The following is a 19,042-nucleotide window of genomic DNA, read 5'->3' on the forward strand; positions in this document are numbered from 1 at the left end:
TGGAACGGTTGGAGCCGGCTTTGGCCTTGTATCTCATCATCGCTTGGCGTCTGCACTACCTCACTGTGCTCGGTCGAGCCATTCCCGAGTTGCCCGGTGATGCCGTGTTGGACCCCGCCGAATGGCGGGCGGTCTACGTTGCCATCCACCGCAAATCCCCGCCGGAAACGCCGCCCGCACTCCCGATCTTGCTCGCTTGGATCGCGCGCCTGGGCGGCCATTTGGGCCGCAAGTGCGACGGCCCTCCCGGCCCTCAAGCGCTCTGGATCGGTTTGCAGCGCGCCCGTGATCTCGCTTGGGGGATGCAGTTGGCTTCCGAGCTCCTTGCTCCCTCAGCCGGATAGAGATCTGTGTAATGGACAGGTCTTTAACCAGGAGTAATAGCCGGTGGATCGTCAGTAGGAGATCGGATTCTTTGAGTGGGGAACTATCGGCGGGAGTTAGTGAAGCCGGCGGATCGTCAGGAAATAACAGCGGCGGCCTTATCCCGCGTTGCTCGCAAAACGCCAATGCCTGCTCGCGGGGAATGGCTGGGTAGCTTTCCTCAATTCCCCCACCGATACAAACCAGCACTGGCGGGAAAGCTAAATCAATTTCCTCTGTCCACAGACTAACTTCGTCACGGTTTTCTTTATAAGAAGTCACGCCAACAATGGCGCAAGCGAGTTGTTCACTCGTAAATTGGGTTTTGTGATGAAAGGGTGACATGATTTCTCCACACGGGAGAGCACGGTTTAGTAGATCGCATTGCCAGGGGGGGACCGTGTGTTCACCCTTTTCGCCCGGCCAAAGGCTAGGCAACGCGGAACAGATTAGAAGGAAAAACTCAAATATTTACTTTACTCAAGCTGCTTTCTTATAGCGCTTAACCTCCACGTCCACCCCATTACGATACGCCTGTTCCGCTTGATCCAGCAGGCGTTCAGTCGTCTCGGCATCGTAATAAACCTCGCCGCAGGTATCGCAAATTTCGCCCGGAACGTCCCTAATCAAAACGGTAGTTCCCTCCCGTTCCAACACCATGCTAGCGGTTCCGGGATGAGTCTCACCGGTTTTGCAAATCACACACTTCATGGCTTCAACCTCGTCGTGAAATCGGTAGACCATTGAGCCGGATCAGGCTCATAGACTGTAATGATGATGCGCTCGCCTTGCGGTGTGTCGGCATAGACGATATGCAAGGGACGATTGCCGGCATATCCAAGCCATAAACAACTGGGGAACGGGTAATCCGTTGGATAATTCTCAACGATTCGGCCGGACGAAAGGGCTGCTTGCACGTCCGCTTGCGTGATACCGCGCTCGAACATTCGCTTGATCGTATGTTGCCGATACTTGTAGATCATCACGCACGAAGCCGAATCACGTTGTCAGCCATCAAAAAGGTGCGCAACTTCCGCGCCCATTTTTCCAAGGCGTCCCGCTTTTCCGGGTCGTAGGAATGGCGGTCGTAAACCGCCGTTACGCCCCGTTCCGCATGGTTGAGGATTTTGGAAACCACCAGCCGGGGAACACCAAGGCCAGTCATGTGGCTGGCGGCAGTCCGCCGTAAATCGTGTGGCACCACATCGGACAACCCCAACACCGGAAGCGCCCTACGCAAGGCATGATCAACGGCGGTCCCTCCAACCGGCACGACGCCCCCTTGGCGTGGACTGGGAAAAACCCACACCGAACCGGCCGCAAGCTCAAGGGCTTGTTTGAGTAAATCAATCGCCAAGCCGGAAAGGGGCACACAATGAACTTTCCCGTTTTTAGCGGCTTCTCCCGGTATGGTCCAGGTTGCCGCGTTCCAATCGATTTGATCCCACCGCATGAACGCCACTTCCCCCTTGCGTTGCGCGGTTGCCAATTGGAGCTTGAGCGCTAGCCGGGTTCCCGGCGCCATCGCCGCCTTATCCAAGCCGTTCCAAAGCGCTTGGATTTCTTCTTCGTTCAAGACCCGTTCCCGCTGTTTGAGCGGGCCGGGGGCCTTGACTCGAACGCAAGGGGAGGTTTCCAGGATCGCGCGATCCGCCCCGAAGTTGAACATTTTGCGAACAACCGCAAGCGTTTGGTTTGCCATGATCGGACCGCGTTCCGCAACGCCATCCAAAAGCGCGATCACTTCCCGGCGGGTAATGTCCCTTGCCTTGCGGTGTCCCCATTTCGGGAGCACGTCTTTGTTCAATATCCGTTCGATTTCTGGCGCGGAACGGTTGCGCTTCTTGACCCACTTTTCCAGATATTCCGCCGCCAACATCGCCACAGTCGGCGCGTGGCGCTCCTCCCGCCGCTCCTGGACCGCCTTGGTACCTGGATCACACCCCTGTTCCAGCTCCGTCCGGGCCTTGCGGTGCGCCTCGTGTGCCCTTGCCACCGACAAAGCCGGGTAGACCCCCAAGGTGAGATAGCGGGACTTCCCATCGAACCGGTAGATCATCACCCACGATTTGCGGCCTTTGACCGACACCCGAACGCCCAAACCGGACCCGTCCCAAACATCATATCGGGCCTCCTTCGGCTTGAGACTCAAAACTTAGCGGTCGGTAAATTTCATCACCCTGCCCTCTCGAAACCTGCTAGCCAAAAGGCCCATGGCTAACAGTATGGCTAGCAAAATTGCATGATCAGTGTTGCAAACGCCTGAAGTGCGATGACGAAAGAATAGGGCTTATCCATCTAATAATCAATAGGATAATACGTTTTCCTGAAGCGGGTTGCAGTGGCCTGAAGGGGTATTTGGCCTAATTCGTAATCAGTAGGTCCGCAGTTCGATTCCGCGTTCCGGCACCAGAAAAAAAACGACAGCCCGCTTCGCGCGGGCTGTTTGCGTTTCGGCTAGTCAAGTTTCGTTCGAGCCTGAGCGGACTCGCTTATTCCGCGCAAAGATCGATATAATTCCCGGTGTGCCATTGAGTTCCCGTGGCGGCGCGATATTTTCCAATGTCATTTCAGCCCCATGAACCCGTGGGCGCGGATTGAAACATGTCAGCACGCATAGCGGCGGTCAAACGCGACACGCTGGAAACCTGCATTCAGGTACGCATCAATCTGGATGGCACGGGTGACGCCCAACTCGCCACCGGACTGCCCTTCCTTGATCACATGCTCGATCAGATCGCCCGCCACGGCTTGATCGACCTGGAAATCGAAGCTCGGGGCGACCTGCACATCGACGCCCATCACACGGTCGAGGACATCGGCATCACCCTGGGGCAAGCGATCAAGCAAGCACTGGGCGACAAGCGCGGCATCCGCCGCTACGGCCACGCCTACGTCCCGCTGGACGAAGCGCTTTCGCGGGTGGTGCTCGACTGTTCCGGCCGGCCGGGACTGGACTACTTCATCGAATTTCCCCGTGCCCGAATCGGAGATTTCGATGTGGATCTGTTTCGCGAATTCTTCCAGGGCTTCGTTAACCATGCGCTGATCACCCTGCATATCGACAGCCTGCGCGGTCGCAACGCCCACCATATCGCCGAAACCGTGTTTAAGGCCTTCGGCCGCGCCCTGCGCATGGCGGTCGAATTCGACTCGCGCGTGATTGGCGTACCCTCCACCAAGGGTAGCCTGTAAACTCAGCCGTCTTCCTCCATCCGGCATCCCTATCCCCGAGTTCTCCGCATGGCCAGCATTGCAATCATCGATTACGGCATGGGCAATTTGCGCTCCGTCGCCAAGGCGCTCGAACATGTCGCCCCACGGACGCGGGTGCTCGTCACCCAGAACCGTCAGGATATCCTGCACGCCGACCGGGTGGTGTTTCCCGGCCAGGGTTCGATCCGCGACTGCATGCGCGAGCTGATCCGCTGGGATCTGGTGGACGTGGTGCGCGAAGCGGCGCTGAGCAAACCGTTCCTGGGCCTGTGCCTGGGACCGCAGGCGCTGCTAACCTTCAGCGAGGAAAACGGCGGCATCGACGGCCTGGACGTATTGCCCGGCCGGGTGGTTTGGTTCGGCGAGCTGCGCGATCCCGTCGACGGCGAGCGGCTCAAGGTACCGCACATGGGTTGGAACCAGGTCCACCAACTGCGCGATCACCCACTCTGGCGGGGGATTTCTCAAGACAGCCGCTTCTATTTCGTCCATAGTTATTATCTACAACCCGCGGATGCCACCCTGGCCGCGGGCCGAACTTGGTACGGTTTCGACTTCGCCTCGGCGATCGCGCGCGACAACATCTTCGCCGTGCAATTCCATCCGGAAAAAAAGTGCTCAGGCCGGACTGCGGCTGCTCGCCAATTTCACCGACTGGAACCCGTAACGCACTTCCCCACCTGAACAGGTCTGCTGCTGGAAGAACCCGGACATGTTGCTGATACCCGCAATCGATTTAAAAGACGGTAAATGCGTGCGGCTGCGCCAGGGGCGCATGGAGGATTCGACGATCTTCTCCGACGACCCGGTGGCCATGGCCGAACGTTGGGTCCAGGCCGGTGCCCGTCGCCTGCATGTGGTGGACCTGAACGGCGCCTTCGCCGGACAACCGGTCAATGCCCAGGTGATCCGCCGTATCGCTCAGACCTTTCCCGATCTACCGATCCAGGTCGGCGGCGGCATTCGCGACGAGCAGGCGATCGATGCCTATCTGGATGCCGGCGTCCAGTTCGTCATCATCGGCACCAAGGCCGTGCAGGAACCGCACTTCATCAACGACCTGTGCCTAGAGTATCCTGGCCACATCATCGTCGGCCTGGACGCCAAGGACGGACGGGTGGCGGTCAACGGCTGGTCCAAGTTGTCCAAGCACAACGTCATCGACCTAGCGCAGGTCTTCGAGCGCTATGGCGTCGAGGCCATCGTCTACACCGACATCAGTCGTGACGGCATGATGCAGGGCGTCAACGTCGATGCCACGGTCCGCTTGGCCCAGGCCATCGGTATCCCGGTGATCGCCTCCGGCGGGGTCAGTACCCTGGACGACGTGCGGGCGCTGTGCGCGGTGGAGCAGGAAGGCATCATGGGCGCGATCATCGGCCGAGCCTTGTACGAGGGCGGCATCGACTTGGCCGCCGCCCAGCAACTGGCCGACGCGGCGGAGAACGGCTGATGGCGCTGGCGAAACGTATCATTCCCTGCCTGGACGTGGATCGTGGCCGGGTGGTCAAGGGCGTCAAGTTCGTCGAAATCCGCGATGCCGGCGACCCGGTCGAGATTGCCCGCCGCTACGACACGGAAGGGGCCGACGAAATCACCTTCCTCGACATCACCGCCAGTTCCGACGATCGGGAAACCATGGTGCATGTGGTCGAGCAGGTGGCCAGCGAGGTGTTCATCCCACTGACCGTGGGCGGTGGTATCCGCGTGCTGGACGATGTGCGGCGGATGTTGAACGCCGGTGCCGACAAGGTGTCCATCAATACCGCCGCCATCGCCCGACCCGAGTTCGTGCGCGAAGCCGCCGAACGCTTCGGAAATCAGTGCATCGTGGTGGCCATCGACGCCAAGGCGGTACACCAATCAAGTGAACCACCGCGCTGGGAAATCTTCACCCACGGCGGTCGCCGGCCCACCGGCATCGACGCCGTCGAATGGGCGCGACGGATGAATGCCTACGGCGCGGGGGAAATCCTGCTGACCAGCATGGATCGGGACGGCACCAAACGCGGTTTCGACCTGGAGCTGACCCACGCCATCAGCGAGGCGGTCAGCATTCCGGTCATTGCCTCCGGCGGAGTCGGCACGCTAGACCATCTGGCCGACGGTATCCTGCTCGGCAAGGCCGACGCGGTGCTGGCCGCCAGCATCTTTCATTTTGCCGAATACACGATCGAACAGGCCAAGCACCACATGCGGGCGCGCGGCATCGAAGTGAGACTTTGATACCCCCTCTCCCACCGGGAGAGGATTGGAACGAGTGAATTCATGACCGAAAACTGGTTGGAACGTATCAAATGGACGGCGGATGGGCTGGTGCCCGCCATCGCCCAGGACGCTGACAGCGGCCGAGTACTGATGATGGCCTGGATGAATCGGGAATCGCTGCAACGCACGGTGGAGTGCGGCGAGGCAGTGTACTGGTCCCGCTCGCGCCAACAACTCTGGCACAAGGGCGAAACCTCGGGCAACACCCAGAAGGTGCGGCGCATCCGGCTGGACTGCGATGCCGACGTATTGTTGCTGGACATCGAACAAATCGGTGGCATTGCCTGTCATACCGGGCGGCAGAGCTGTTTCTTCGCGGAATTGCGCGACGGTGAATGGATCACCGTCGATCCGGTGTTGAAGGACCCACGCGAGATGTACGGCGCATGAGCGACGAAATCCTGCGCGAGTTGGCGGCCACGCTGGAAGCACGCAAACACGCCGATCCCGACAGCTCCTATGTCGCCCGCCTGTATGCCAAGGGTTTGGACGCCATCCTCAAGAAGGTTGGGGAGGAAGCGGCCGAAACCTTGCTGGCCGCCAAGAACGGCGAACCCGAGCCGCTGGTGCGCGAAACCGCCGACCTGTGGTTTCACACTTTGGTGATGCTCGCCCATCAGGGACTTGGCCCGGATGCGGTGCTGAACGAGTTGCACCGCCGCTTCGGTACCTCCGGCTTGGCCGAAAAAGCCGCCCGCGCCGCCAACTAGGCGAGCGCCATCCTCCCGTCATCAGAGGCATACCGTCATGCATTTCAGTATTTGGGAACTCCTGCTCATTCTGGTCATCGTCCTGGTGCTGTTCGGCGGCAGCCGGCTGCGCAACCTCGGTTCCGACCTCGGCTCGGCCATTCGCGGCTTCCGCGACGCCATGAAGGAAGGGGGTCAACCGGAAACGGCCGGAGAAGAAAACCCCAAGAAACTCGAACAACCCACTCCTCAGGAACACAATGGCGGTAACGCCACGGCAGGCTTGCACGATCCGCTGACCAAGAACCATGACAAGGTTTAAGCACCGGATCGCAACGGTATGTTCGAAATCGGATTCTGGGAACTGGTGTTGATCGGCGTCGTGGCGATGATCGTGGTCGGTCCCGAGCGTCTGCCAGGGCTGGCGCGCACCGCCGGTCTGTGGCTGGGCAAGGCCCGGCGCATGCTTGCCGACGTCAAGGCGGAAGTGGATCGGGAACTGCAACTGGAAGAGTTGAAACACACGCTGCGCCAGCAGGGTGATTTGAACAGTATCAAGGACCTGGCGAACCGAGTCCAGTCGTTGCGCCAGGAAATCCAGGAAGAACTCGAAGACGATCCGGGACCGCCGCCGGGCTGGCGACCAGGCACCGCGCCGGCTCCACCACCACCGGGTTGGACGCCGCCCCCCGCCCACCTGGAATCGCCCATCGACTCCACGGAACCAACACCCATTCAGTTACAAAAACCGGTCCCGACCCCGGTGCCATTGCAAAAGCCGACGCCTCGGCCGGTCGACCCACCCACCGGATCGGCACCATCGCCCAATCCCCCCCGCCGCAAACTGACCCGCCGTGTCCGACACCGATCACGAACAGCCTTTCATCAGCCATCTCATCGAACTGCGTACCCGGCTGCTGCGCGTCGTCAGTGGGGTACTGTTGGTTTTCGTGGCGCTGTCGCCATTCTCCAATCCGATCTATTCCATGCTGGCCGGCCCCTTGACCCGACACATGCCAGCCCAAAGCAGCATGATCGCAATCGATGTGCTGTCGCCGTTTCTGACCCCACTCAAATTCACTCTGGTGCTGGCAGTCTTTATCACCATTCCGTGGATTCTCTACCAAGTCTGGGCCTTCATCGCGCCGGGTCTGTACCAAAAGGAGAAACGACTGGCCTTGCCGGTCCTGATCTCCAGCACCTTGCTGTTCTACTGTGGCATGGCTTTCGCCTACTTCGTGATCATGCCGATCTTCTTCGCCTTCATCACCAGCACCGCGCCGGAAGGAGTGGCGGTGATGACCGACATCAACCGCTATCTCGACTTCGTGATGACGATCTTTTTTCGCCTTCGGGGTCGCGTTCGAGGTACCGGTCGCCACGGTCATTCTGGTACTCATCGGCATCGTCACCCCCGACGCCATGGCCGCCAAACGGCCCTACATCATTGTTGGCGCCTTCGTCGTCGGCATGCTGTTGACCCCACCGGACGTGATTTCGCAGACCCTGCTGGCGGTGCCCATGTGGCTGTTGTTCGAGATCGGCATCTTCGTCTCGCGCCTGCTGTTGCGGCGCCGTGGCGAAGCGCGGGCGGCGGCGGAACCGAGCGGCCAGCGGTAAGCGCTTCAGGCAACCATGGAACCCCAACGATGATCGGCGCGCTGGCGGTGTTGCTGGCCTTCCAGTTGGTGGGAGAGATCGCGATCCGCTGGAGCGGCGTTCCGGTACCGGGACCCGTGATTGGCATGTTGCTGTTGTTCCTGGCGCTACACTGGCGCAAGTCGCTACCCGCGCCACTGCGCACCACCGCGGAGACCCTGCTGTCGCATCTGTCGCTGCTGTTCATCCCGGCCGGGGTCGGGATCGTGCGGTACGGGGCGCTACTGGCAGAGGAATGGTTGGCGGTGACGGTCGCTCTGGTGCTAAGCACGCTGATCACGGTGGCCGTGACCGCGTTGGTGATGCAAACCGTCATCCGTTGGCGGCGTGGAGCACCACACGATGGATAGGATTTTCATCGACATCTGGGTGTACTTGGCCGCCTCGCCGCTGCTGTGGCTCACCCTCACCCTGGCCGTTTACCTGGCCGGACAATGGCTGTTTCGACGCAGTGGCGGCCGAGCGATCTTCAACCCGGTGGCACTGGCGATCGCCCTGCTGGTGCTGCTCCTGCTGCTGACCGGCACCCCCTATTCCACCTACTTCACCGGCGCGCAGTTCATCCACTTTCTACTTGGCCCGGCGACCGTGGCGCTGGCGGTGCCGCTCTATCTGCACTGGGAGCGGGTGCGGCAACTGGCCCTGCCGATCCTCGCCGGGTTACTAGTCGGCTCGCTGACCGCGATTCTATCGGCAATAGGGATCGCCGAGTTGCTGGGCGGTTCGCCGCGCACCCTGCTATCACTGGCGCCCAAATCGGTGACCACCCCGGTGGCGATGGGGATCGCCGAAAAGATCGGTGGCCTGCCTTCGCTGACGGCGGTTCTGGTGATTTTGACCGGGGTCATCGGGGCGGTCGCCGCGCCGGCCCTGTTGGACTGGCTGCGGATTCGGGACAACGCCGTCAAAGGGCTGGCCATCGGCGTGGCGGCGCACGGTATCGGCACGGCGCGGGCCTTGCAAATCAGCAGCTTGGCGGGGGCCTTCGCTGGGTTAGCCATCGGCCTGAACGCTCTATTGACCGCGTTGCTGGTCCCACTGATTGTTCGATTGCTCCATCTGACGCCTTGATCCTAGCGTAATCGCCAGGCATGGGCATCGTTCCGCTCAGCCTTCAAAAGCCGGGCTACTGGTCGGAGCCGCCGGCAACCCGAACCGCTGTGGATAACGCACCGCCAGCAGATACAAACCCTCGGCCGGCGCAGTCACCCCGGCTTGCGTGCGATCACGACTTTCCAACACCTCAGCGACCCATTCGATCGGCCGGTCGCCGACCCCGATCGCCAGCAACACCCCAACGATATTGCGCACCATATGATGCAAAAAGGCGTTGGCCTCGATCTCCAGCAACACGCCATCGCCCTGCCGCCAAACCACCAATTCCAGAATTTCCCGGATCGGGTGGCGAGCTTGACACTCGGCGGCACGGAACGCGTTGAAATCGTGCTTGCCAATCAGCATCTGACCGGCCGCGTGCATCCGCGCGACATCCAGCGGCCGATAGTGCCAGACCGCCCGCCCCCGCCACAAAGCCGAGCGCTGGGAGTGGTTGTAGATCAGATAGCGATAGCGACGGGCCGTGGCCGAGAAACGGGCATGAAAATCGTCCGGGACCTCGTAAGCCCAGCTCAGGCTGAGATCTGGCGGCAAGTGGGCGTTGCCGCCTCGCACCCAGGCCCGCGTCGATCGGATCGCTCGGGTGTCGAAATGAGCGACTTGACCAACGGCGTGGACACCGGCATCGGTGCGGCCGGCGCAAGTCAGACCGACCGGGTGATCGGCAACCTTGGCCAACGCTCGCTCCAGACTGGCCTGCACGGTTCGTACTCCCGCCGGCTGCGCTTGCCAGCCACGAAACCCGACGCCGTCGTATTGGATGCCCAGTGCCACGCGCATCGTCCCAACTTCTCCCCGAGCCAACAACGAAAATCCCCCGACCGCAGTGGCCGGGGGATGGCGCTTATCCATGGAAAGAGGCTTTAGGCATCGCCGCCCTGAATCTCTCCTTTCTGGTAAAGAGCCCGGACCATGGGCTTGTCGCGCTGATAGATATCATCGCGAAAATTGAGCAAACCCTCGTCATCGACCCAAGCTGTCCAGTACAGCAAGTACACCGGCACTTCCTCCGGTAAACGGACAACCCGCTGCTTGCCGCTGGCGGCAGCGGTCTTGATGGTATCCTTGTTCCACTTCGGGTCATGCTTAAGCAGGTAATCGGCCAATTCCACCGGATTGGAGATGCGGATGCAACCGGAGCTGTAAGTCCGCTGGTTACGGCTGAACAGCTCTCGGGATGGCGTGTCGTGCAAGTAGATACTATAGGGGTTCGGGAACATGAACTTGATCCCGCCCAGGGCGTTGCGAGGCCCGGCATCCTGGCGCAACTGATAGCGGAAGCTGCTGGCGCTGACCGCGCTCCAATTGATCGAGCCTGGGTCGATTTCCTGGCCGGCGCTATTATAGATTCGGATCTTCTGCCCCTTGAGCGCGTAAGGGTTGCGCTTGAGCTGTGGCAGCTTGTCCTTCACCGCGATGGAACGCGGCACATACCACTTCGGGCTCAACACCAAGTAGGCCATGTTGGCGGTGAAGGTCGGCGTCTGCCGCTCCTGACGGCCCACCACCACTTTCGATTCCATCACCTGCTTGCCGTTCTCGAACACGCTCATCTTGAAGCTGGGAATATTGACCAGAATGTAACGCGGTCCGAAGTCGTCCGGCAGCCAGCGCCAGCGCTCCATGTTCAGTTCCACGCGACGAATTCGCTCCGAAACTGGCACGTTCAGGGCAGCAATCGTAGCGGTATTAAGGGTTCCAGTTTCCTGCAAGCCATGCCGCCTCTGGAAACGGCGTAGCGCGTTGGCGAGCGATTTATCTTGGGTGACGCTCTTTCCAGACTGCTCCTGCCCCTTGGGCAAATCACCGCTAGCCTGCAATCGGCTACGTAGCCGTTCCGCCGGCGAGCCCTTTGCTCCTTTCGCGGAACCAACAACGGGCCAACCGCCCGCCTGTTCGATCGTCCGATAGCGTTGCAATATTTCCCGCAACTGGGCGTAGCCTTTACCCTGCGGCGCCAAGGCTTGCAGCGACTCGACCAGGGTGTCGTCGGCCAGCGCTCGCTCCAACACTTCGGCCAAATCGCGGGAACGCGGCTTGATCGTCCAGTCGGGGTCGATCTTGCGGGGTGGCAACCGACCGGACAGCAGATGGGAACCGTAGGTCAGAAACGTGTCGGTGAACAGCAGATCGAAATTGGCCAACTGGCCAACGGCCGGCGCGGCGGTATCCTGCTGGAGCGCCTCGTACAGCTTGCGTAAGTGGGCGTGGGGATAGTCGGTGGACCGCAACCCTTCGCGCTCGGCTTGACCCAGGGTTTTCAAAAGCTTATCCGCAACCGGCAACGGCTTACCATCGGCATCGAGCCAAGCGGCGCGATAGTCGCGCCGGGCGTAGAAAGGAATCAGATACTCCAGCGAACGCAGCGCCAGATGATCGACCTTCAGGCTGGTCGGCGGCGGTTCGATCCGCACCTGCTGGCAGATGTGGACGGCAACCCGTTCCCTCAACCCGCCGTCGCCGGTCGGACAGGGCGGCAACTCCACCACTGGGTTCGCCGCCGTCGCCGGTTGCGTGTCGTCGACCGAGGGCGGCCCGGTGTCGTCAACGTTCCCGGCGTTCTGATCGGCGTCCAGGCTGGCCGTTGCCGCCAACATCGCGGTCGTTCCAACCTTGCCACCGCCAGCACCCTGGATTTCGGGGGTTTGGCCGCCAGCCACCTGTGCCGCCACCGGCCACGCGTTGAGCGCACACGCGCCCAACAAGATGCAAAGCCATACAGGAAAAACGATTCGCTTGGACATGGAAACGACCGCCCCAATGCATTGAAGTAATAGACCGTGTCGTATCATCATACCAACAAAGTATCAAAGTGGCCACGCCAAAGCGATACAAAAAAAACAACAAACATCGACTACTTACTTCACCTTTTAGATGGTGGAAAATCTCAATGATTCCAAGCCTACCAGTGCGAAATCTCCCGTAATTCCAGCAAGATTTCGTTCAGGGGCGCATCGGCGCCTTCCACGACGCAAACCAGGTTGCCGACGCCGCAGACCGACTGTACCGCACCCCGGGCGATCCACCCATGCGGTGGAGTCCAACCGCGCATGCCGGTGAACATGGCGAGCTGGTCGGCATTGCCCTGAATCATACGCCGGTAATCGTGCGCGAATTGCGCCAGCCGCGCCATATCGTCGCGTCCCATCAAGCCGTAGCCTTCGAGCAGGTAGCCATCGTCGCGAAAATGGCAGATCACGTTAACCCCATCCAAAGCCAGAATGCGTCGGATCATGCTCATGAAATCGGCTCCCGCCCTTCCAGAACGGCGAATGCCGCTTCATAGTCGGCCTTTTCGTTGCCCAGCACCACACCCATGAACGGCGGCAAGCTGGTCTTGCCCTCGCTCTTGAGCTGCTCTCGACGAAAGCCGCTCACCACCACCGACCAGTCGAACCCGACCAGCGTGAATTCCTGGATCGGATAGAATCCCTTCATGGCCGTTACCTTCTCCCAACCACGCGCCTGCATGGTGGCAATGCTCATATTGGCCGCGCACATATGGGCCAGCAAGTCGAGCGTGGTTTCGTTGATGCGTTCGGGGTAAGCGATGCGCTGATCCAGCAACTCGCCGCTGCCCCGGAACTCGAAGGCCGCCATCGCCGCCGGCAGTCGCATCAGTTCATCGAGTGTCGCCATCGATTTCTTCTCCTTAATTTTTTAATTTTTTGCCGGGCCGGTTCAGATCAAATCGGAGGGCGCATTGGCCACGGTCTGACGCATGAATCCGACGATGTCGTTGATCGAAGCTCGGGCGTTGTCAAGCATGCAAAACACGTTGGCCATGACGCACACGGTATAGTCGGCACCATGCACCATCCAGCCGCGTGGCGGTTGCAGTCCGCTGCGCGGCTGGAAGACTTCGAGCATCTTGCCCTCCATGTTCACGCCCATGGTGGTGGCGCGACACATGATCGACGCCATACGGGCATGTTCTTCAGTGAGGGCGCCGCGGTAGGAAAATCGGTCACCCCGATAGGCGTATTCGCCAGCGGCGATAACGCCGGGCTTGGCCAACAGATCGGTCACAATACTCATTCGCGGAAATCCTTGGTGGCTGGCGTTATGATGAAGCGGGAGCGGCACTCGCGCGTGCGACGGACCCAAACCGCAGCATTTTGATAGAACAATAGTCAAGGCAGCGCACAAATGCACGTTGGGGCGATCACGGAAAACAGTGGCGGGGCAGTCTCGGCCATCCTCATCGAACGGGTCCGCGCTCGTGTTTCCATCTGATTCCGAGCCCACGACCCTGCCCATCGAACCGACGCTGCCGGCGATCCGCGCCGCGTTGCGCGATGCCCCCGCCCTGGTGCTGCAAGCGCCGCCGGGTGCCGGCAAAACCACCCGGGTACCGCTGGCGCTGCTCGATGAACCCTGGTTGAAGAATTCCACCATCCTGCTGCTGGAACCGCGACGGCTAGCGGCGCGCGCAGCGGCGGCGCGCATGGCTGCGCAACTGAACGAGCCGGTCGGCCACACCGTTGGTTACCGCATCCGTTTCGACCGCCAAATCTCGCGCCAAACCCGCATCGAGGTACTGACCGAGGGCATTCTGACCCGCCGCTTGCAGCGCGATCCAGCGCTGGAGGGCGTGAGGTTGGTGATCTTCGACGAATTCCACGAACGCAGCCTGCACGCTGATCTGGCGCTGACACTTTGTCTGGACAGCCAACGCGAGTTGCGCCCGGACCTGCGGCTGCTGGTCATGTCGGCCACCCTGGACGGCGTCGCAGTGGCCCGACTGCTGGGCGATGCCCCCATCGTAACCAGCGAGGGCCGCGCCCATCCCGTAAACCGGCAATACCTGCCACGAGATCCCGACGGTCTGGATCTTAACGTCGTGGTTCGCGCCGTACTAAACGCGCTGGGCCGGGAACGTGGCGACCTGCTGGTGTTCCTGCCGGGCGGCGGCGAAATCCGGCAAGTACTGGGCCGCTTGCAAGCGGAGCCGGCCTGCGCCGGACTGACGCTGGCGCCGCTATACGGCGATCTGCCGGGAGAAGCGCAGCAACGCGCCATTCGACGCGATCCTGACGGCCGGCGCAAAATCGTGCTGGCCACCCCCATCGCCGAAACCAGCCTGACCATCGAGGGCATCGGCGTGGTGGTGGATGCCGGTTGGACCCGCGTGCCACGCTTCGATCCACGCAGCGGTCTGACCCGGTTGGAAACGATGCGAGTGTCGGCCGACGCCGCCGAACAGCGCGCCGGCCGCGCCGGACGGCTGGGTCCGGGGATTTGCTATCGGCTGTGGAGCGAGACCACTCAAAGCCGGCTCCGCCCGCGGCGCATCCCGGAAATCCTGGAGGCCGATCTGGCGCCACTGGCCCTGGAGCTGGCGCAATGGGGCGTCACCGAAGTGTCGGCGCTGGCTTGGCTCGATCCGCCACCGTCAGGCGCATTGGCCCAAGCGCGCGAACTACTGCGCGAACTGGGCGCGTTGGACGACCGCGACCGTATCACCTCGGCCGGACAGGCGCTGGCGGAACTGCCGATTCATCCGCGGCTGGCGCAACTGCTGCGGCGGGGCACGGCGCTCGGATTGGTCAAACTGGCCGCCGATCTGGCCGCGCTGCTGGAGGAGCGCGACCCCCTGCGTGGCGAACACCCTTTCGGCGGCGATTTCACCGCCCGTCTGGACGCCCTGCGGGATTTTCGCCGCGACGGCCGCGACGGCGCGCGGCGCTGGTGGGCCGATCCGACGGCCTGTGTCCGCATTGAGCAAGCGGCGCGGCGCTGGCGGGCGCTGCTACAACGGGATGGTTCCGAAAACGCGGACGAGTGTCTCCATCCCGCCCTCGATCCAAGAGATGGCGCGACCGCTGGATTGCTACTGGCCTTCGCTTACCCCGACCGGGTGGCGCGGCGCCGAGAGGGCGCGGCGGATCGCTACCGGCTGGCCAACGGACGTGGAGCGCGGCTAGCCACCGGCGATCCGCTGGCGGGCCGCGACTGGCTGGTGGCGGCACACCTGGACGCCGGTGTCGGCGAAGGCCGAATCTGGCTGGCCGCGCCCGTCGATCCCACCGCTCTGGAAACACATCTCGCCGACCGGCTGCGCACCGTCGTGGAAGTGGGTTGGGATGAACGGCAGGCGGCGGTCATGGCACGCCAGGAACGGCGACTGGGTGTGCTGGCGCTCGACAGTACCCCATTGGCGGACGCCGATCCCGAATCACTGTGTCAGGCAATGCTGGCCGGTGCCCGGCAACTGGGTCTCGATAGCCTGCCGTGGACCCGCGAACTGCGCGAGTGGCAAGCGCGCGTGCTGTCGCTGCGGCACTGGTGCGCCGACGAAGGCTGGCCAGACGTGTCCGACGGCTGGCTGATGGAACACCTCGACGATTGGTTGCCATCCTGGCTGAATGGCATGACCCGGCGCGAACACCTGCGGCGGCTGGATCTGTCGGGTGCGCTATACGATCTGCTGGATGGCCGAGCGCGAGCGCGGCTGGACGAGCTGGCACCCACCCATCTGCCGGTCCCGAGTGGCTCGCGCATCCGCCTGCGCTACCAACCGGGCGAACCGCCGGTGCTGGCGGTCAAATTGCAGGAGTTGTTCGGGTTGGCCGATACCCCACGCATCGCCAGCGGGCGGATTCCGGTGACCTTGCACCTGCTGTCGCCGGCCCAGCGGCCGATCCAGGTCACTCAGGATCTGCGCGGCTTCTGGGAACGGACCTACGCCGAAGTCAGAAAGGAATTGAAAGGTCGCTACCCCAAGCATTCCTGGCCGGACGATCCGTGGAGCGCGATTCCCACCCGACGCGTCCGACCCGCCGAAAAATGACGCGCTTCAGGGAATCATCTCGGTGAACTGCCCCGGCTGAAGCACCGTGATCACGCCCGCCCACATACACATCAAGGTCGAAGTGTTGTTGAGCGCCGGCATATTGCCCAGCAGCACGGTCGGCGACCCCACCACCCACGGCGCCGGAGTAACGGGAATGCAGGGCATCGGGGTCAGCACGCCCATCGCCGCCGCGGTGGCCGTCGCCACCGTTGGATTAGCCAGACTCATGCACGCGCCGAACGTCATGATGTTGACCATCGGTTTGTTGTCCATAATATTCGCCGCCGGCATGTTGCTGGTCATCACTCTGTTTTGCGGCAGCACGACAAGCGTACTGATCCCCGGCGGAAAAGCAAATGTGCATTTCAACATGGCACCGTTACAAACATGCATGGACATATGCTCACCTCGCGGGAATAGCCAATACCAGATGTTCGTTAAACTATAGCCTACCCACCCACCAGCCGTGGAGGACCAACGCCCTGTATCTTGCCCTCAAACATCTGCATATCACCACGGTGGTCTTGAGTCTGGCGTTATTCGTGCTGCGCGGGCTTTGGATACTGACCGACTCCCCGCAATCGCGGCGGCGCTGGGTACGGATCGTGCCGCACGTCATCGACGCCGTATTGCTGACCAGCGCCATCGGGCTAGTGCTGATCCTGCATCAATACCCGTTCGTACACGGCTGGCTGACCGCCAAGGTGCTGGGACTGACGGCCTACATCATCCTCGGCAGCATCGCCCTCAAGCGCGGCCCGACCAAACCGATCCGCGCCGCCGCCTGGATTTTGGCGCTGGCAACATTCGGCTACATCGTCAGCGTCGCCATGACTCATGCTCCGTCGGGCTTTCTGTCGTGGCTGTTGTAACTCCACTTGGGGTGACGCCAGCCAAGGCGCCGTGACGGGATTCGTCGATCATCCGACCCGGTATCGGATTGCAGCGCATGGCTTCGCGCCGCTCGGGAACCCGCGCGGATGCGATGGTCGCGGTTCCCACAACGAAAAAGCGCCGCATCGCGGCGGCGCTTTTTTGGCGAGGAACTCGATCGCAACGGCGATCAATCCTTGAACAGCACGCTCAACATGTTCTGCCGTACCAAACGATTGGACTGATTACAGCAGTCCGTGCTCCATTCGGCCAACAGGCGGCCATCGTCCGCGATGCGGTGTCCCACGAAACTGGCCACCGCGAACTGGCTATCGGCGAACTCGTGCAAGCTGTGAGGATCGATCACCTTCAGGGCCACCTTGGCTTGGGCAACGCCCAGATCGACATAGGCTCTCAGGCTGTCCATCTGGAACCCAACCCACTTTTCCAATTGTCCGGCCATGGATTGATTGGCCCTGGTCAAGGATGCAACCCAAGGTCTGAATAGCTCGGTAAACCCAACAGAACCCTCGTTCATGACATCCTCCCAATCCGGTTTTTCGAAATGACTGGGATGAAGTATAACAAAAAATGTTGCGTCGCGACAATAAATTCCATGCCCTGCATAAGGGTATGCGCGATCCACACTTTATTATATAAATCATTGCATTGTAAGAGTTCCATCCCTATTGCGACCCACGCGAGACCAAGGTCACGAAGCGTTCGCAGCCTCCATAAAACCATATTATTTTTTATGCTAAATGATATAATCGGCGCGGAGCTTGGCCGGTGCGGACATCAGGAATCGCCGCGCCGTATTTGTTTAATCAACCCAGGAACACCGTCATGCCCATCGGCACTACCATCACCGAATACTTCATCGAAGAACAGCGGCGCATCAAGGGCGTCTCGGGCGACTTCACCGCCCTGATCAACGATATCGTCATCGCTTGCAAGGCCATTTCCAGCGCGGTCCGCTACGGCAGCCTGGTCGGCGTGCTCGGCGCCGCCGATACCGAGAACATCCAGGGCGAGACGCAGAAAAAGCTGGACGTGATCTCCAACAACATATTCATCAATCGCAACGAATGGGCCGGACACGTCGCCGCCATGGCCTCCGAGGAAATGGCCGACGTCTACCATCTACCGACCCAGTACCCGCGAGGCAAGTATCTGCTGGTGTTCGATCCGCTGGACGGCTCCACCAATACCGACGTCAACGGCCCGGTCGGCACCATCTTTTCGATCATGCGCCGACCCGAGGGCGCGACCGGCGAGCCGACCGAAGAAGACTTCCTGCAATCGGGCGTCCGACAGGTTTGCGCCGGTTACGCACTATTCGGACCATCCACCATGATGGTGCTCACCACCGGCCACGGCGTCAACGGCTTCACCCTGGACCAGCGTATCGGCGAGTTCATCCTGACCAACCCCAACATGCGACTCCGGGAAGAAACCCAGGATTTTTCCATCAACACCGCCTACATGCGGTTTTGGGATCCGCCGGTGCGGCGCTACATCGACGAATGCCTGGCCGGCAAGGAAGGGCCACGGCGCAAGGATTTCAACATGCGCTGGGCCGGCGCGATGATCGCCGACATCCACCGGGTACTGATCAACGGCGGCGTGTTCCTTTATCCGACCGACCGCAAGCTGCGCGCCAAAAACCAGGAGGGCAAATTACGCCTGCTGTACGAGGCTAATCCGATGAGCTTCGTCGTCGAGCAAGCCGGCGGACTGGCAAGCACCGGTACCCAGCGGATCATGGAATTGCAACCGACCAACCTGCATCAACGCTGCCCGGTGATCATGGGATCCAAGAGCGAAGTCGAGCGCATCGTCTCCTACCATCTCGAAGCACAATAGCTCGCACGGCTACCCGCCCGTCTCATCCTCGCGATCGGACGGGCGAGGGGCCAAGATTCCTTCCGGTGGCGACAAGATTCGAGCCGAGAAATCCGGTGTCTTCGCTTCGGTCTCTTACACTACCCCGCTCCATCATCTATAGCTATTATGAACAGGTAATTCCGATGTAAACCACCCACGATTTTCCGCCTCTCGA

At 61.2% G+C, this 19,042-nt stretch carries 22 protein-coding genes, 1 tRNA gene and 3 pseudogenes; 16 read left to right on the forward strand and 10 right to left on the reverse strand.

What is annotated here, in order from left to right:
- Positions 1-344 (forward strand): IS4 family transposase (locus tag E4P82_RS13105; protein WP_281383691.1); only part of this gene is annotated, 344 nt, incomplete at its 5' end.
- A 499-nt stretch (positions 345-843) separates the two neighbouring features.
- Here E4P82_RS13105 and E4P82_RS13110 read toward each other — a convergent pair.
- From E4P82_RS13110 to E4P82_RS13120, 3 genes are read right to left on the reverse strand one after another with little or no spacing between them, the layout of a single operon-like run.
- Positions 844-1,107, reverse strand: a complete 264-nt coding sequence (locus E4P82_RS13110) for a type II toxin-antitoxin system MqsA family antitoxin (protein ID WP_312915023.1) — start codon at positions 1,105-1,107, stop codon at positions 844-846.
- A complete protein-coding gene (locus E4P82_RS13115) occupies positions 1,071-1,346 on the reverse strand; it encodes a DUF4258 domain-containing protein (RefSeq protein ID WP_169249350.1) in 276 nt (91 codons plus the stop codon). The genes E4P82_RS13110 and E4P82_RS13115 overlap by 37 nt, the downstream gene beginning before the upstream one ends.
- Positions 1,346-2,515, reverse strand: coding sequence for a tyrosine-type recombinase/integrase (locus tag E4P82_RS13120; RefSeq protein WP_281383692.1), 1,170 nt, complete (start codon positions 2,513-2,515; stop codon positions 1,346-1,348). The genes E4P82_RS13115 and E4P82_RS13120 overlap by 1 nt, the downstream gene beginning before the upstream one ends.
- A 192-nt stretch (positions 2,516-2,707) precedes the next feature.
- Here E4P82_RS13120 and E4P82_RS13125 point away from each other — a divergent pair.
- From E4P82_RS13125 to E4P82_RS13180, 12 genes and pseudogenes are all read left to right on the forward strand, one after another.
- Positions 2,708-2,775: transfer RNA gene (locus tag E4P82_RS13125), tRNA-Ser, on the forward strand.
- A gap of 192 nt (positions 2,776-2,967) precedes the next feature.
- A complete protein-coding gene (hisB, locus tag E4P82_RS13130; protein WP_169249310.1) occupies positions 2,968-3,558 on the forward strand; it encodes an imidazoleglycerol-phosphate dehydratase HisB in 591 nt (196 codons plus the stop codon).
- A 48-nt stretch (positions 3,559-3,606) separates the two neighbouring features.
- Positions 3,607-4,246: pseudogene (hisH, locus tag E4P82_RS13135) on the forward strand (imidazole glycerol phosphate synthase subunit HisH).
- A 45-nt stretch (positions 4,247-4,291) separates the two neighbouring features.
- On the forward strand, positions 4,292-5,032 hold the full coding sequence (gene hisA, locus E4P82_RS13140; RefSeq protein ID WP_169249311.1) for a 1-(5-phosphoribosyl)-5-[(5-phosphoribosylamino)methylideneamino]imidazole-4-carboxamide isomerase: 741 nt from the start codon (positions 4,292-4,294) through the stop codon (positions 5,030-5,032).
- A complete protein-coding gene (hisF, locus tag E4P82_RS13145; protein WP_169249312.1) occupies positions 5,032-5,805 on the forward strand; it encodes an imidazole glycerol phosphate synthase subunit HisF in 774 nt (257 codons plus the stop codon). Before hisA ends, hisF begins: the two co-directional genes overlap by 1 nt.
- Positions 5,806-5,847: 42 nt before the next feature.
- Entirely contained in the window at positions 5,848-6,237 is a 390-nt protein-coding gene (gene hisI, locus E4P82_RS13150) for a phosphoribosyl-AMP cyclohydrolase (RefSeq protein ID WP_169249313.1), read from the forward strand.
- Complete coding sequence (locus E4P82_RS13155; protein ID WP_169249314.1) at positions 6,234-6,557, forward strand: phosphoribosyl-ATP diphosphatase; 324 nt, start codon at positions 6,234-6,236, stop codon at positions 6,555-6,557. The genes hisI and E4P82_RS13155 overlap by 4 nt, the downstream gene beginning before the upstream one ends.
- Before the next feature lie 37 nt (positions 6,558-6,594).
- The gene (tatA, locus tag E4P82_RS13160; RefSeq protein WP_169249315.1) at positions 6,595-6,858 is read left to right on the forward strand and encodes a twin-arginine translocase TatA/TatE family subunit; all 264 of its coding nucleotides are present in this window, start codon (positions 6,595-6,597) and stop codon (positions 6,856-6,858) included.
- A gap of 66 nt (positions 6,859-6,924) precedes the next feature.
- Positions 6,925-7,029 (forward strand): annotated as a pseudogene (locus E4P82_RS23715) (twin-arginine translocase TatA/TatE family subunit); the annotation flags it as partial.
- 361 nt (positions 7,030-7,390) lie between these two features.
- Positions 7,391-8,156: pseudogene (gene tatC, locus E4P82_RS13170) on the forward strand (twin-arginine translocase subunit TatC).
- A gap of 29 nt (positions 8,157-8,185) precedes the next feature.
- Positions 8,186-8,545, forward strand: coding sequence for a CidA/LrgA family protein (locus E4P82_RS13175; RefSeq protein ID WP_169249351.1), 360 nt, complete (start codon positions 8,186-8,188; stop codon positions 8,543-8,545).
- Complete coding sequence (locus tag E4P82_RS13180; protein WP_169249316.1) at positions 8,538-9,266, forward strand: LrgB family protein; 729 nt, start codon at positions 8,538-8,540, stop codon at positions 9,264-9,266. Before E4P82_RS13175 ends, E4P82_RS13180 begins: the two co-directional genes overlap by 8 nt.
- 36 nt (positions 9,267-9,302) lie before the next feature.
- On the opposite strand, the gene truA is transcribed toward E4P82_RS13180, so the two are convergent.
- The 5 genes from truA to E4P82_RS13205 all read right to left on the reverse strand — a co-directional run bounded on the left by truA (position 9,303) and on the right by E4P82_RS13205 (position 13,349).
- Entirely contained in the window at positions 9,303-10,163 is an 861-nt protein-coding gene (truA, locus tag E4P82_RS13185) for a tRNA pseudouridine(38-40) synthase TruA (RefSeq protein WP_420887115.1), read from the reverse strand.
- Between the two features lie 11 nt (positions 10,164-10,174).
- Positions 10,175-12,016 (reverse strand): L,D-transpeptidase family protein, encoded by a 1,842-nt coding sequence (locus E4P82_RS13190; protein ID WP_169249318.1) that lies wholly within the window; start codon positions 12,014-12,016, stop codon positions 10,175-10,177.
- Positions 12,017-12,213: 197 nt separating this feature from the next.
- The gene (locus E4P82_RS13195) at positions 12,214-12,552 is read right to left on the reverse strand and encodes a DUF2173 family protein (RefSeq protein WP_246327576.1); all 339 of its coding nucleotides are present in this window, start codon (positions 12,550-12,552) and stop codon (positions 12,214-12,216) included.
- Positions 12,549-12,950, reverse strand: coding sequence for a DUF2173 family protein (locus E4P82_RS13200; protein WP_246327577.1), 402 nt, complete (start codon positions 12,948-12,950; stop codon positions 12,549-12,551). Before E4P82_RS13200 ends, E4P82_RS13195 begins: the two co-directional genes overlap by 4 nt.
- 42 nt (positions 12,951-12,992) lie before the next feature.
- On the reverse strand, positions 12,993-13,349 hold the full coding sequence (locus E4P82_RS13205; RefSeq protein ID WP_169249319.1) for a DUF2173 family protein: 357 nt from the start codon (positions 13,347-13,349) through the stop codon (positions 12,993-12,995).
- A 184-nt stretch (positions 13,350-13,533) separates the two neighbouring features.
- Between E4P82_RS13205 and hrpB the strand changes: the two genes are divergently transcribed.
- On the forward strand, positions 13,534-16,104 hold the full coding sequence (gene hrpB, locus E4P82_RS13210; RefSeq protein ID WP_169249320.1) for an ATP-dependent helicase HrpB: 2,571 nt from the start codon (positions 13,534-13,536) through the stop codon (positions 16,102-16,104).
- A gap of 6 nt (positions 16,105-16,110) precedes the next feature.
- On the opposite strand, the gene E4P82_RS13215 is transcribed toward hrpB, so the two are convergent.
- A complete protein-coding gene (locus tag E4P82_RS13215; RefSeq protein ID WP_169249321.1) occupies positions 16,111-16,506 on the reverse strand; it encodes a DUF4280 domain-containing protein in 396 nt (131 codons plus the stop codon).
- An 83-nt stretch (positions 16,507-16,589) separates the two neighbouring features.
- Between E4P82_RS13215 and E4P82_RS13220 the strand changes: the two genes are divergently transcribed.
- Entirely contained in the window at positions 16,590-16,979 is a 390-nt protein-coding gene (locus E4P82_RS13220) for a SirB2 family protein (protein WP_169249354.1), read from the forward strand.
- 191 nt (positions 16,980-17,170) lie between these two features.
- Here the strand turns inward: E4P82_RS13220 and E4P82_RS13225 are convergent, their stop codons facing one another.
- Positions 17,171-17,518 (reverse strand): phasin family protein, encoded by a 348-nt coding sequence (locus E4P82_RS13225; RefSeq protein WP_211203144.1) that lies wholly within the window; start codon positions 17,516-17,518, stop codon positions 17,171-17,173.
- A 308-nt stretch (positions 17,519-17,826) separates the two neighbouring features.
- On the opposite strand from E4P82_RS13225, the gene E4P82_RS13230 reads away from it, so the two are divergent.
- Positions 17,827-18,846: a class 1 fructose-bisphosphatase gene (locus E4P82_RS13230; RefSeq protein WP_169249323.1), complete on the forward strand. Its 1,020-nt coding sequence runs from the start codon at positions 17,827-17,829 to the stop codon at positions 18,844-18,846.
- Positions 18,847-19,042 lie beyond the last annotated feature (196 nt).

It is taken from the genome of Candidatus Competibacter phosphatis (genome assembly GCF_012939995.1).
Lineage (GTDB): Bacteria > Pseudomonadota > Gammaproteobacteria > Competibacterales > Competibacteraceae > Competibacter > Competibacter phosphatis.

What these genes read in the sequence shown, in the direction of transcription:
- E4P82_RS13110 (WP_312915023.1), bottom strand. Translation starts at nt 1,107, where the DNA reads ATGGTCTACCGATTTCACGACGAGGTTGAAGCCATGAAGTGTGTGATT.
- E4P82_RS13115 (WP_169249350.1), bottom strand. Translation starts at nt 1,346, where the DNA reads ATGATCTACAAGTATCGGCAACATACGATCAAGCGAATGTTCGAGCGC.
- hisB (WP_169249310.1), top strand. Translation starts at nt 2,968, where the DNA reads ATGTCAGCACGCATAGCGGCGGTCAAACGCGACACGCTGGAAACCTGC.
- hisA (WP_169249311.1), top strand. Translation starts at nt 4,292, where the DNA reads ATGTTGCTGATACCCGCAATCGATTTAAAAGACGGTAAATGCGTGCGG.
- hisF (WP_169249312.1), top strand. Translation starts at nt 5,032, where the DNA reads ATGGCGCTGGCGAAACGTATCATTCCCTGCCTGGACGTGGATCGTGGC.
- hisI (WP_169249313.1), top strand. Translation starts at nt 5,848, where the DNA reads ATGACCGAAAACTGGTTGGAACGTATCAAATGGACGGCGGATGGGCTG.
- E4P82_RS13155 (WP_169249314.1), top strand. Translation starts at nt 6,234, where the DNA reads ATGAGCGACGAAATCCTGCGCGAGTTGGCGGCCACGCTGGAAGCACGC.
- tatA (WP_169249315.1), top strand. Translation starts at nt 6,595, where the DNA reads ATGCATTTCAGTATTTGGGAACTCCTGCTCATTCTGGTCATCGTCCTG.
- E4P82_RS13175 (WP_169249351.1), top strand. Translation starts at nt 8,186, where the DNA reads ATGATCGGCGCGCTGGCGGTGTTGCTGGCCTTCCAGTTGGTGGGAGAG.
- E4P82_RS13180 (WP_169249316.1), top strand. Translation starts at nt 8,538, where the DNA reads ATGGATAGGATTTTCATCGACATCTGGGTGTACTTGGCCGCCTCGCCG.
- truA (WP_420887115.1), bottom strand. Translation starts at nt 10,163, where the DNA reads ATGGATAAGCGCCATCCCCCGGCCACTGCGGTCGGGGGATTTTCGTTG.
- E4P82_RS13195 (WP_246327576.1), bottom strand. Translation starts at nt 12,552, where the DNA reads ATGAGCATGATCCGACGCATTCTGGCTTTGGATGGGGTTAACGTGATC.
- E4P82_RS13200 (WP_246327577.1), bottom strand. Translation starts at nt 12,950, where the DNA reads ATGGCGACACTCGATGAACTGATGCGACTGCCGGCGGCGATGGCGGCC.
- E4P82_RS13205 (WP_169249319.1), bottom strand. Translation starts at nt 13,349, where the DNA reads ATGAGTATTGTGACCGATCTGTTGGCCAAGCCCGGCGTTATCGCCGCT.
- E4P82_RS13215 (WP_169249321.1), bottom strand. Translation starts at nt 16,506, where the DNA reads ATGTCCATGCATGTTTGTAACGGTGCCATGTTGAAATGCACATTTGCT.
- E4P82_RS13225 (WP_211203144.1), bottom strand. Translation starts at nt 17,518, where the DNA reads ATGAACGAGGGTTCTGTTGGGTTTACCGAGCTATTCAGACCTTGGGTT.
- E4P82_RS13230 (WP_169249323.1), top strand. Translation starts at nt 17,827, where the DNA reads ATGCCCATCGGCACTACCATCACCGAATACTTCATCGAAGAACAGCGG.